We start from the raw sequence: 12,151 nt of genomic DNA, 5'->3' as shown, positions 1-12,151 counted from the left end.
CTCGGAAGGCGCTTTTCACGGCATTGCGGCAATGGTGGTTCATCGCAGCGGCCCGCTGTTCCATCACGCCGCCGGCGAGGCAGGCCAGCACACGATGTTTCGCAACGCCTCGAATCCATCGCGGCTTGGAATCAGCGGAACGAATTAGAACTGACCGGCTTCGATGAGAACCATCATCTCGACGGCCGCGTTCCTCGCGCACGATGCAATTTCTTCCTCGCTTGCGCTCTTCACGCCAAACAGCGCCTCGTCGAAAAGCGTGGCCTTAAGGAGTGCCGCGAAGGTTGCCGCGGCACCATACTTGTCTTTGACTTTCCAGCCTGTGACAGGTAGCCATCGGTCAAGATAGCTCGCGAATAGCGCGTCGCGTGCCCCCGCAACCTGTTCGCGATAGCGGCGCGCGAGTTCGGGGAAGCGAGGGGCATCGCGGGTCACGACGCGATACAGCGCCAACTGTTCTTCCGAAAGCGCGTGCCGAAGATATTCGCCCCCCGCGATCGGCAACGCGACGGGCGGCGGTTCGCTAAACCAATCAGGCTCGCCAAGCTCTGCGACTCCCTCTGCCGAACCGGACTGCGTGCCGGTCGTCGAGCAGGCCGCTTCCATCACCGCACTGAACAGATCGTCCTTGCTCTCGAAGTGCCGGTAGAGCGTCTTGATCGATACGCCGGCTTCCTCGGCGATCCGGTTCACCGAGCTTTCCGCATAGCCATTCTCAAGGAACGCCCGCAGCGCGGCGTCCACGATCATCGTGCGCTTGCGCGACATCAGCGCGGCTTTCGGATTGTCATCCGACCAGGTCTTGACCATAACGTGTCCCTCTTTTATCTGCTTGACGCATCATACGACAGCGATCACTATACTACAAACGACAGCGATGACTGTCGCTAGACAGCCGAGCCGCCGCCCATGCTTTGCGACGGAAGGGCTTGGTCTTCATACAATTTTTCCCCTGAAGGACATTCGGATGAACAACGCCCTTTCACAGCCGCTCCGGTTACCCAGCGGCGCGATCCTGGCAAACCGCCTGGCCAAAGCGGCCATGAGCGAAGGCATGGCCGATACCAACAATCATTCGACGCCGCGTCTCGAGGCGCTGTACCGGCGCTGGGCGCATTCCGGCGCAGGCCTTCTGCTTTCCGGCAATATCCAGGTCGATCGGTGGCACCTCGAGCGCCCGGGCAACATCGTCATCCATGACGATAGCGGACAGGAGCAACTGGCGCGGCTCGCGACGGCAGGAACATCGGAAGGTGCGCATTTCTGGGCTCAACTCAGTCATACCGGACGACAGGTGCAAGACGCGATCAATACATCGCCACTGGCGCCGTCCTCCGTGGATATCGATGTGATGCGGGGCGCCGGTTTTTCGTTTGCCACGCCGCGTGAAATGACCGAAGAGCAGATCCAGCAGGCCATCGGGCAATTCGCCTTCGCGGCGGGGAAAGTCCGCGAGGCCGGTTTCACGGGTGTCTCGCTGCATGGAGCACACGGCTATCTGATTTCGCAATTCCTGAGCCCGCTCGCCAACAAACGCACTGACCGTTGGGGCGGTTCGCTAGAAAACCGTTCGCGTTTCCTGCTCGAAGTGTTGGCGGCGGTCCGCTCCGCCGTTGGACCCGACTTTCCCGTTGCGATCAAGCTCAATTCGTCGGACTTTCAAAAGGGCGGCTTTACGAATGCCGAGTGCATCGAGTTGGTGAAGAAGCTCAACGATTCGACACTCGATCTGCTCGAACTTTCGGGCGGCTCGCTCGAGCAGCCGAAGATCGCCGGCCTCACATTGAAGGACGAAGGAGAAGACGCGCCGCGCGAAAGTACCGTCAAGCGCGAAGCATTTTTCGTGGATTTCGCGGCCTCGGTTCGTGCCGCGGCGACGATGCCCGTGATGGTGGTAGGCGGGTTCCGCACGACGGCCGCCATGGTCGAATCGCTGGAGCGCGGCGAACTGGACGTCATCGGACTCGGGCGCCCAATCATCGCCGATCCTGAAGTTCCGAAGCGCATTCTCTCGGGCGAAGTCGATCGTGCGTCCAGTCCTGAAGCCATGCTCCATCCGTTCCATCTTCTTCCATGGAACAACATGCAACTCGAACGTCTGGCGGATGGGCTCGACGCGGATCTGACGCTAGATGGCGCTGATGCCGTGGCCCAGTTCACCGAACTCGAGACCCGCAACATGAACGCACTCTTGCAGCGGCGGGCTTAAGCTATGTCCGGACCGCAGCGAATTCCGCGGCGGCCACCGGTCGAACTGGCGACTTCAAGTCGTCAGTCCCGTCGAGCGTGTGCCGTGGCCCACGCTCGTGCCGTCTGCGTTAGTGTCACCCTGATCGGGTTCCAGGACGTCTCAATCAGACGCGCTGCTATTTGTATTCGACGAGCACCTCGCGGTATGGGTTGCTTCCCTCGTTGCGCGCCTTGTGCGTCGCAGGGACCTTCGCGCCCTTGCCGATCTCGGACAGGACTTCCAGATATCCGTCCTCGCATTTGAGGGAATAAATCGCGCCCGTTGGCACGTCGAAGATGCCGAGGTCCCCGCCGTTTTCGTCGAAGATATGCAAGGGGGCACCTTCGATCGCGTACCACATGTAGGAATGCGTATGGGTATGTACCGGTGTTTCCTCGCCCGGAGCGAGGACGAAATTCCATACGATGACCTTGTCATTCTCAAACACCTTTTCACTGCCGACACCAGCCATGATCGTCTCCTTGATTTGCGAATGTCACGGGAGGCGTTCTGCATCGCAGCAGACGCCATTCACGTTCGGACTTCGAAGCGTGTTGATTGGCCGCTGGACCGTACTTCGATAGCGGCGAACCTATCCGCCAGAGTAGGCGAATTTCCCACTTGTCCTTGTCCTGGCCGTATGCAAACTTGTCACGGACGGGGCCGATTTATCATTCTGGATGATGATTTTTTGCGCGAAGCGGCTGAGCGAATAAGAGCGCTTTGAATTCATCGGGACGGCAGGAGCCAATCACCATGTCGGAACCTTTGCGAATCATTCACGGGCCGTTTGGAAGAGTGGCGTTGCTCATGCTGGACAAAAGCATGGTCTTGCACGCACACCGGGTTTCTCACGTTATCTTCAAGGAGGGCGGTCCGGACATCCAGTTCGGAATCCGCAATCGTGAGCACGTTTTGTCGGACAGGAACGTGTTGCTCGTGAATGCGTGGGAGCCGCACTTCTATGAGCATCGCCCACAATCGGAGCCGACTGTGCTGCTGGCCCTTTACCTGGAGCCGGACTGGTTGAGGGAGGTCGACCGGCGCTTCGCTTACAGCATTCATCCCCGGTTTTTTTCGAGGCCGTCCGTAGCGTTGCAAGGGAAGCTTGGCCGCCTTCATACTGACCTGCTCGACATCCTGACCGACCGTGAGGGCCAGTCGCTTCAAGCGCTCCAAGGGCTGATCGCCGACATGACCGGCGAACTCGTCGGTGTATTGCCCCAGAGGAATGAGCTGTCAGCGGCCGGATCCGTTGGTGGAATCGCTTATGACATCAGAATTCGTCGCGCGATCGAAGCGATGAAAGAGGTGCGGGGCATCGCACCCGACTTCGATGATCTTGCACAAACGGTTGGGCTATCGCGTCCACATTTCTTCCATCTATTCCGCAAGCAGACAGGCATGACGCCGGCGACATTCGGCAGCATGCTGCGGATGGATCTGTCGATTCAAAGTGTTTCGCAGCAGGAAATGGCACTTCAGGATGTTGCGCTCAATTTGGGCTTTGACTCGCCTGGGAACTTCACGCGCTTCTTTGCTCGTCAGCAAGGGGTGACACCGAGCCAATACAGACACAACGTACAATTTGTCTCTGGCGCAGCGCGATGACCGCCGCGCGTGTCGAGCTGACTGTCAATTCCATCCTCAGTTGGGTGGGGAGATAGAGTTAGGTGCTGGCAGAGGCCGAAACATGTCTTCGATCTGCCGGAACGTCACTGACGATTGCACTTGGGGCGGGGTTTTCCCCTGGATTTGGTGTGAGTCACCCGGACGCGCGGACTGATGCCGTCAGAAAAAGCCGGGCGGTCGCACTGCACTCGGGGCATTGTGGAACAGCTGGTTTTACAATAACCCGTTGTTTCAAAATGATATTTCCTTTCCTGATGGCGACCGGGGGCGGCTCGGGCGCTCAGACTTAAGTGGACAAAGTCCAAAGTTGAGTGAATCTCACCCAACAGCAGCATCCCTTCTTGAATTTGTCACCACCCGTCCATATAATTAGCACTCGCTGCACGAGAGTGCTAACAACATCGCCGGTTGGCTCAGCCAGCCGGGTTTTCTCAGCGTTCTTCAGTCTCAATCAAGAGAGGAGTATGTATGAACCTTCGTCCTTTGCATGATCGCGTGATCGTCAAACGTCTGGATCAAGAAACCAAGACCGCGTCGGGCATCGTGATCCCCGAAGCCGCAGCAGAAAAGCCGGATCAAGGCGAAATTCTGGCAGTCGGCCCGGGCAAGCGTGACGACAAGGGCGCTCAAATCGCGCTCGACGTGAAGGTTGGTGACCGCGTCCTGTTCGGCAAGTACGCAGGCCAGACCGTTAAGGTCGACGGCAACGAACTGCTCGTGATGCGCGAAGAAGACATCATGGCCGTGGTGCAAAAGTAAGCGCTGGTCGCTACTTTTCCCGGTCATATCTTAAAGAATTCAAGGAGTTAGAAGATGGCAGCTAAAGACGTCGTATTCGGTGATTCCGCCCGTGCCAAGATGGTTGAAGGCGTGAACATCCTCGCGAACGCTGTGAAGGTCACGCTGGGCCCGAAGGGTCGCAACGTTGTCCTGGAACGCAGCTTCGGCGGCCCGACGGTCACGAAGGACGGTGTGTCGGTCGCGAAAGAGATCGAACTGAAAGACAAGCTCCAGAACATGGGCGCGCAAATGGTCAAGGAAGTTGCTTCCAAGACCAGCGACAACGCAGGTGACGGCACCACGACCGCAACGGTTCTGGCTCAGTCGATCGTCCGCGAAGGCATGAAGTACGTCGCATCGGGCATGAACCCGATGGACCTGAAGCGCGGTATCGACAAGGCTGTGTTCGCAGCGATCGAAGAACTGCGCAAGATCAGCAAGCCGTGCACGACCAACAAGGAAATCGCCCAAGTCGGCGCGATTTCGGCAAACAGCGACTCGTCGATCGGCGATCGTATCGCTGAAGCCATGGACAAGGTCGGCAAGGAAGGCGTCATCACCGTTGAAGACGGCAAGTCGCTGCAAGACGAGCTGGACGTGGTCGAAGGTATGCAATTCGACCGCGGCTACCTGTCGCCGTACTTCATCAACAACCCGGACAAGCAAGTTGCCGTGTTGGACAACCCGTTCGTGCTGCTGCACGACAAGAAGGTGTCGAACATCCGTGATCTGCTGCCGGTACTGGAGCAAGTCGCCAAGGCTGGCCGTCCGCTGCTGATCATCGCAGAAGACGTCGAAGGCGAAGCACTGGCAACGCTGGTGGTGAACAACATCCGCGGCATCCTGAAGACCGTTGCTGTCAAGGCTCCGGGCTTCGGCGATCGTCGTAAGGCCATGCTGGAAGACATCGCGATCCTGACCGGCGGTCAAGTCATCGCTGAAGAAACCGGCCTGACGCTCGAAAAGGCAACGCTGGCTGAACTGGGTCAAGCGAAGCGCATCGAAGTGGGCAAGGAAAACACGACGATCATCGACGGCGCTGGCGAAGGTGCGAACATCGAAGCACGTGTGAAGCAAGTCCGCACGCAAATCGAAGAAGCAACGTCGGACTACGACCGTGAAAAGCTGCAAGAACGCGTTGCCAAGCTGGCAGGCGGCGTTGCAGTGATCAAGGTCGGCGCTGCGACCGAAGTCGAAATGAAGGAAAAGAAGGCACGTGTCGAAGACGCACTGCACGCAACGCGCGCAGCTGTGGAAGAAGGCATCGTTGCTGGCGGCGGCGTCGCGCTGATCCGCGCACGTACGGCAATCGCCGGCCTGAAGGGCTTGAACGCCGATCAGGATGCAGGTATCAAGATCGTGCTGCGCGCGATGGAAGAGCCGCTGCGCCAGATCGTCACGAACGGTGGCGAAGAAGCCAGCGTCGTGGTGGCAGCTGTTGCTGCTGGCAAGGGCAACTACGGCTACAACGCAGCAACCGGCGAGTACGTCGACCTGGTTGACGCAGGTGTCGTGGATCCGACGAAGGTGACGCGCACGGCGCTGCAAAACGCAGCTTCGGTGGCGGGTCTCCTGCTGACGACCGACGCAGCTGTCTGCGAACTGCCGAAGGAAGATGCTCCGATGGGCGGCGGTATGCCCGGCGGCATGGGCGGCATGGGCATGGACATGTAATTTCAGTTGGGCCTCGTTACGAGGTCCAGTTGGAAGCACATGGGGGGAGTGCGCCGCGAGGCGTGCTTCCCAAAAGAAAAAACCCGCAGAAATGCGGGTTTTTTTATGGCGCTTGCTGCGGGCTGAAGCGCCGGGAAAGCGATCGGCGCTTCGCGCCAGCTATCAGTGCCGTGCTTCGCCCGGCGCCGCATCTTTGCCGGCTGTCGGCGGCGTATCGTCGTCGCTGCTGCGCGCCCAGAAGAACCGGTCCGGCATATACGCGCCCATGCCCGGCCGGAAAGCGTTGCGCAGGGCCTGGTACAAATATTCCTGCGCCTCGCGCACCGCCTCAGCGGGCTCCTGGCCGTTGGCCAGCAACGCGGCGATCGCCGAGCCCAGCGTATCCGTCAAGCCCATGATCCGATGGCTGCCGCGGTCCCACATGTCCTGACGCAACTGGCCGTCTTCGCTGAACAGCGTGTTGACGTGCCGGTGTGTGCCGGTCTCCGTCGACAGAATGTATTCGCAGCCTTGCGACAGCAGATGCGAGATGGCGGCGTCGAGGCTCGGCGCTTCGGCGTCGCCGTCCGGTTGCGCGAGCGCGAGCAGCGTGGCGGAATCGGCGACCAGCAACGTGGTTTGCGGCGCGAGCAGATCGGCGATCGCTTCGCGCAGTTCGTCGGCGGACAGCACGTGCTCGTCGTCGAGTGTGAAATCGGGGGCGAGAATCAGCGGAATGTCGTCGTAATCGGCGACGACTTCGGCAATCGCGCTCACTACTTCCGCGCGGGTGCAGGCGCCGACCTTGAACGCGGCGATCGGCATGTCTTCGAGCAGCATCCGCGCCTGGGTCGCGACCACTTCAGGGTCGAGCCCGGTGACTTCGTCGCAGCTCGCCGAGTCGCGCACGGTGTAGCCCGTGAGCACGGAGACGCCATGACAGCCCATGCTGGCAAGGGTCATCAGGTCGGCTTGCAGGCCGGAGCCGCCAGTGGGATCGGAAAGGCCGAAGGTGAGGACGATCGGAGGCGTGTCGCTGGGCATGAAGATTGACAGAAAGGAGCTAAATTTAGGCGCAGAGAGTGCGCAATCGACTCAATTATGCGGCCTAAACCGTCGCGAGGGCGTTTTTTCGCATCTCGCGATGCATTGCAGCAAGCCAGCCGCGGCCGGCGCGCGGCATGGCGCCGCAACCACCGTGCCGGCCGACGCAAACTGCATAGCCAAAGGCCGTAGCACGCTACGATTGCGCGTTTCTGATTGCTAGGCATTGGGGCGGCAACACGGTACCATCATGGCTCCCGTTTCCACGGACTCTACGACGCGACACAAGAATGGAATATCAAAGCTGGATGTGCCTGATTTGCGGCTGGATTTACGACGAAGAAGCCGGTTTGCCGGACGAAGGCATTGCGCCGGGCACCCGCTGGGAAGACGTCCCCATTAACTGGACCTGCCCGGAGTGCGGCGCGCGTAAGGAAGACTTCGAGATGGTCCAGATCTGAAGTCCGGGAGCAGCCGGCATGCCGGCTGCAGGCCGTGCCGCATGCCTGCGGCGCGGCATTGGCATGGTGTTTCGCAGCCGGCGTGGCGCGCCGGATCGAACGCACCCGGTGCGCTCTGAAGTTTGCCCCAACGCGTCGACGCGGAACGTCCTCGGCTGTGCCGTGTCGCAACGTTAGTCTGTCATTGTCCTGTTGCCGGTTCGCGCGTTAGCCGATCAGTCTGCGTGCGGCGCGAGGCGACGGCCCGTCAGCTTCGTGTCGCCTGCCCATGACTCTTCGATCCGCTGCACCCGTTTCCTTCGATGCCTTGCCGAACCCGCGCGGCGGCGCTGTGCGTCCCGCCGAACTGGCGCTGGCCGAGGCGCTGCTGGCATTCGAACAGCACAGCGAGAGCACCTCGGCGTTGCTGCGTGCGTCGCACGCATTGCGCGGAGCCGGTTGGCTGAGCGCGCAGCGCTTTGCTGACGCGCTGGTGCGGCTGTCGCCGCTCTTGGAGGGCGACCCGGCAGATGCGGTCAACGCGCGGCCCGTGTTCGGCGCGGCCTTGCGCGACTTCCGCGCCGCGCTCGAACGCCACAATCTGCGCGAGCTGTCCTGCTCGCCCGTATTGTTCAACCATTACCGGGCGCTCTGCACGCATCTGTCGGAGCACACGCCCGGTTCCACCGTCGCGTTCGAAGATCTCGCGTTGACCGCGCGGCCGGTGCCACCGGTCTCGCTGCACGCGCAGTCCGCCGATCAATTGGCTCATCTGCGGGCTCGCTATGAGCGCGCGCTGCTGCCGGTGCTGCGCTCGCAGGCCGATTCCGGCAGTGCGGCGGCGCTGGCCGTGACCAATGCGGCGCTCGACGAACTGGACGCCGTTTTCAGTGAACTCGCCGGCCCGGACCCTTACGATTTCTGGCGCCTCGCCAAGGCCTGCGCCAAGGCTTTGCGGGTCAGCGGCCGCGCCACCGGGGAAACCGACGCGCGGCGTTTCTACGCCCGTTGCAACCTCGCGCTCGCCGATCATGCGCGCGGCATCGAACTTGCGCCGCGCTCCCTCGTGCGCGCGACGCTTGCGCTGCTGTGGCGCGACTACGCGTTATTCGGCGCCGCAGCGGAAGACGCCGACCAGGTGGAAGTGCTGCACGACTACGGCTTGACCGTCGACTGGCACGTCGCGGGCACCCAGGCATCCGAAATGCTTTGGGAAGCGGGCGCGGTGCAGGCCCAGGCGATCAGCGCCACCCGTGGCGCACTGACGCGCGAGTTGGGCGTGCTGGCGGTTAACGCAAACGCGTACGAAGATTTTCTGCAAACCGCGGACGCCTCGATTTCCGCATTGACCGAGCACGCCCGCGCCGCCGACCAGCCCGAAAAAGCCGATCCGAGCGAAGCGCTGCAGGCGGGCGATGCCGCCTACCGGCTCGGCTCCGCCGCGTGCGCGCTGGGCCTCGGCCACGTGGCGCTGCTGGCCGACGCGCTGGGGCTCGCGTGGCGCCGTCGCGCGCATGCCGGCGTGTCGACGCCCGCGGTGCGCGCGCATGTGATAGTCGGCGCGCCGGCGGCGAGCACGCTCGAGCAGGCCGCCGAAGCTTTGCGTGCCACGCTTCACAAAGTCGCAGCGGGCGTCGCGCCGCCCGGCGGCAACACTGCGCTGGCGGCCTTGACGCGCTCGATCGAGCAGGGCGGCGCGTGAACAATACGCGTGGCGGATTCGGCCCGCTGGACCGTCTGCCGGCCGGACGCAACGGGCCGCAATGACATATCCCGGCGGCACGCAATACGCGTGCCGCGAAACCCTGCGAACCTGCACCGTGGCGAGCGCCCGCGTGCGTGATAGAGTGCAACTTGAATCGCCGTCGATGGCTCGCGGCACGCTCCATGGCACACATCGCGGTTCCACGCTCAAAGCCCGCCATCCTGCATCGTCTTTGCTAAAATCCGAACTATGTCCAAGAGTACCGATCGCATCAATCTGACCAACCAGTTCCTGATCGCCATGCCGAACATGGCGGATCCGACGTTTTCAGGAACGGTGGTCTACCTTTGCGATCACAGTGAGCGCGGTGCGCTCGGCCTCGTGATCAACCGGCCGACCGATATCGACCTGCAAGCGCTCTTCAGTCGCATCGATCTCAAGCTCGAGATCGAACCCCTTCTCCATGTGCCCGTTTATTTCGGCGGCCCGGTGCAAACCGAGCGTGGCTTCGTGCTGCACGATCCGAAAGACGGCAACGCGTACACCTCGTCCATGTCGGTGCCGGGCGGTCTCGAGATGACCACCTCGAAAGACGTGCTCGAAGCGGTGGCAAGCGGCACGGGTCCCGAGCGTTTCCTGCTCACGCTCGGCCATGCCGGCTGGGGCGCGGGCCAGCTCGAAGAAGAGATTTCGAAGAATGGCTGGCTGACGGTCGAAGCCGACCCGAAAATCGTCTTCGACGTACCCGCCGAAGAGCGTCTCGAAGCCGCGCTGGCCTTGCTCGGCATCAACCTGTCCATGCTGTCGGGCGAGGCGGGTCACGCATGAGCCTGCCGGCCGGACGTGAGGCGACGCTGCTTGCGTTCGACTACGGTGAAAAACGCATCGGCGTGGCGGTCGGCAATTCGCTGACGAAGAGCGCGCGGCCGCTCGTGATCGTGCAGAACCGCAGCCGCGAATACCGCTTCGAGGCGGTTGGCAAACTGATCGCCGAATGGAAACCGGACGCGCTCGTGGTCGGCTTGCCGATGCATCCGGACGGCACGCCGCACGAAATGACGCAGCTCGCGAAGCGCTTCGGCAATCAGCTGAACGGCCGCTTCAATCTGCCTGTCACGTGGATCGACGAACGCTATTCGTCGGTCGAGGCGAAGGCGGAAATCCGCGCCGGCAACGGCCGCGCCGACATGCTCGACGCCGAAGCCGCCAGCATCATCCTCCAGCAATACCTGGACGGACTTTCCGACGATCGTCAATCACCCCACCATAACGGTGGAACTTGTGGAGGCAAAGACACGAGTTCGGGTTGACCAGGCAAAGCGGTAACGAGCCCGCTACGTTGCACATAGGTTAAAGACCGACGTTGGGATGCTTCCTCAGTCCCAACCTCTCGAAGCCACGGTTGCAGACACGCGACAGGGTAAGCACGAAACGGATCGGGGCAGATAGCCGGTGCGCAACATTGCCGAGGGGAGACATCCAGCGATGGATGCGTTACTAGGCCCGTAAGGGCGATGTTTATGGGATTCATACGTTGGCTGCCTTTGTACTGGACCGAAACGGCAAACCACTGATGCCGTGTACAGAAAAGCGCGCTCGCTTATTGCTCGTGCGCCGTCGCGCGCGCGTGCATCGAGTCGTACCGTTTACGATTCGGATAATCGATCGCGATATTCGTACGAGCGATGTGCAGCCGCTACGCATAAAGCTCGACCCGGGTAGCAGGGTGACCGGCATCGCGCTGGTGCGTGACTTCACTTTTTCCGACGGTCTGCGCGGCGCGACCGTACTGAATCTTTTTGATCTGATTCATCGGGGCGCGCAGATATCAAAAATGCTCACTGCGCGGCGGGCGATGCGTCGCGCACGCAGATGTAGGAAGACACGCTACCGCGCCGCGCGTCTCAACAACCGCCGTCGCTCGGCAGGATGGCTGGCGCCCAGTCTACGTCACCGTCTCGAGACTACGATAGCGTGGGTCCAGCGCCTACGGAGGTTCGCGCCCGTCGTCGCGATCAGCACTGAACTCGTCCGCTTTGACATGCAGGCGATGGAGAACCCCGATATCCGAGGTGTTGAGTATCAACAAGGCACTTTGGCGGGCTACGAACTGCGTGAATATCTGCTTGAGAAATGGGGACGTCAGTGCGCTTACTGCGACGCGACCGGGCGGCCGCTGCAGATTGATCACATCAAGGCACGCGCGTTGGGTGGCTCGAACCGAGTTTCCAATCTCACTCTCGCCTGCAAAAGCTGCAACCAAGAGAAGCACCGTCTGCCATTAACGACGTTCCTACGCTACGACGTGAGGCGCGCGGCCCGAATTCTTGCGCATGCGCGTGCACCACTACGCGACGCGGCGGCTGTCAACATGACACGTTGGGCGTTGTTCGGCGCGCTCAAAGCTACGGGGCTGCAGGTCGAGCCGTCCACGGGCGGTCGTACAAAGTTTAATCGCGCTCATCTCTCTGTACCGAAGACGCATGCGCTAGATGCAGCGTGTGTCGGCGAAGTCGACATGCTACGGCATTGGCGACGTCCAACGTTGGCGATTCGATGCACGGGAAGAGGCGCGTATCGGCGCACGCGGCTTACCGCATCCGGTTTTTCCTCGCGGCTACCTGATGCGCCAAAAACGTGCATGCGGGTTTCAGACCGGTGACCTTG

The 12,151-nt window shown here is 61.4% G+C and carries 12 protein-coding genes; 9 read left to right on the top strand and 3 right to left on the bottom strand.

Annotated features, from left to right (window positions below; all coding sequences use genetic code 11):
* Nucleotides 1-144 precede the first annotated feature (144 nt).
* Nucleotides 145-744: a TetR/AcrR family transcriptional regulator gene (locus P0D96_RS37595; protein ID WP_408318772.1), complete on the bottom strand. Its 600-nt coding sequence runs from the start codon at nt 742-744 to the stop codon at nt 145-147.
* Between the two features lie 223 nt (nt 745-967).
* Here P0D96_RS37595 and P0D96_RS37590 point away from each other — a divergent pair, with 223 nt between their 5' ends.
* On the top strand, nt 968-2,209 hold the full coding sequence (locus P0D96_RS37590) for an NADH:flavin oxidoreductase/NADH oxidase family protein (protein ID WP_408318770.1): 1,242 nt from the start codon (nt 968-970) through the stop codon (nt 2,207-2,209).
* A gap of 157 nt (nt 2,210-2,366) precedes the next feature.
* Here the strand turns inward: P0D96_RS37590 and P0D96_RS37585 are convergent, their stop codons facing one another.
* Nucleotides 2,367-2,702 (bottom strand): cupin domain-containing protein, encoded by a 336-nt coding sequence (locus tag P0D96_RS37585; RefSeq protein WP_408318768.1) that lies wholly within the window; start codon nt 2,700-2,702, stop codon nt 2,367-2,369.
* Between the two features lie 284 nt (nt 2,703-2,986).
* On the opposite strand from P0D96_RS37585, the gene P0D96_RS37580 reads away from it, so the two are divergent.
* From P0D96_RS37580 to groL, 3 genes are all read left to right on the top strand, one after another.
* Nucleotides 2,987-3,841, top strand: a complete 855-nt coding sequence (locus P0D96_RS37580; protein WP_408318766.1) for a helix-turn-helix transcriptional regulator — start codon at nt 2,987-2,989, stop codon at nt 3,839-3,841.
* Between the two features lie 489 nt (nt 3,842-4,330).
* Entirely contained in the window at nt 4,331-4,621 is a 291-nt protein-coding gene (gene groES, locus P0D96_RS37575) for a co-chaperone GroES (RefSeq protein WP_007178996.1), read from the top strand.
* 54 nt (nt 4,622-4,675) lie between these two features.
* Nucleotides 4,676-6,316 carry a chaperonin GroEL gene (gene groL, locus P0D96_RS37570; RefSeq protein WP_132375877.1) on the top strand — a complete coding sequence of 547 codons (1,641 nt, stop codon included), beginning with the start codon at nt 4,676-4,678 and terminating at the stop codon, nt 6,314-6,316.
* Nucleotides 6,317-6,478: 162 nt separating this feature from the next.
* Here groL and P0D96_RS37565 read toward each other — a convergent pair whose 3' ends face one another.
* On the bottom strand, nt 6,479-7,339 hold the full coding sequence (locus P0D96_RS37565; protein ID WP_132375876.1) for a hydroxymethylpyrimidine/phosphomethylpyrimidine kinase: 861 nt from the start codon (nt 7,337-7,339) through the stop codon (nt 6,479-6,481).
* Between the two features lie 290 nt (nt 7,340-7,629).
* On the opposite strand from P0D96_RS37565, the gene P0D96_RS37560 reads away from it, so the two are divergent.
* The 5 genes from P0D96_RS37560 to iscB all read left to right on the top strand — a co-directional run bounded on the left by P0D96_RS37560 (nt 7,630) and on the right by iscB (nt 12,146).
* A complete protein-coding gene (locus tag P0D96_RS37560) occupies nt 7,630-7,800 on the top strand; it encodes a rubredoxin (protein WP_006047743.1) in 171 nt (56 codons plus the stop codon).
* 268 nt (nt 7,801-8,068) lie between these two features.
* On the top strand, nt 8,069-9,481 hold the full coding sequence (locus P0D96_RS37555; RefSeq protein WP_408318764.1) for a FimL-related protein: 1,413 nt from the start codon (nt 8,069-8,071) through the stop codon (nt 9,479-9,481).
* Between the two features lie 252 nt (nt 9,482-9,733).
* Nucleotides 9,734-10,312 (top strand): YqgE/AlgH family protein, encoded by a 579-nt coding sequence (locus P0D96_RS37550; RefSeq protein WP_007178990.1) that lies wholly within the window; start codon nt 9,734-9,736, stop codon nt 10,310-10,312.
* Nucleotides 10,309-10,794 carry a Holliday junction resolvase RuvX gene (gene ruvX / locus P0D96_RS37545; protein WP_408318762.1) on the top strand — a complete coding sequence of 162 codons (486 nt, stop codon included), beginning with the start codon at nt 10,309-10,311 and terminating at the stop codon, nt 10,792-10,794. Before P0D96_RS37550 ends, ruvX begins: the two co-directional genes overlap by 4 nt.
* Before the next feature lie 224 nt (nt 10,795-11,018).
* The gene (gene iscB / locus P0D96_RS37540; protein WP_408318760.1) at nt 11,019-12,146 is read left to right on the top strand and encodes an RNA-guided endonuclease IscB; all 1,128 of its coding nucleotides are present in this window, start codon (nt 11,019-11,021) and stop codon (nt 12,144-12,146) included.
* Nucleotides 12,147-12,151 lie beyond the last annotated feature (5 nt).

The sequence above is a fragment of the Paraburkholderia sp. RL17-347-BIC-D genome, assembly GCF_046027915.1.
In the GTDB taxonomy this organism is placed as follows: Bacteria; Pseudomonadota; Gammaproteobacteria; order Burkholderiales; family Burkholderiaceae; genus Paraburkholderia.
Note: the sequence above shows the minus strand (reverse complement) of the source record. Positions and strands in the feature narration are given on the sequence as shown.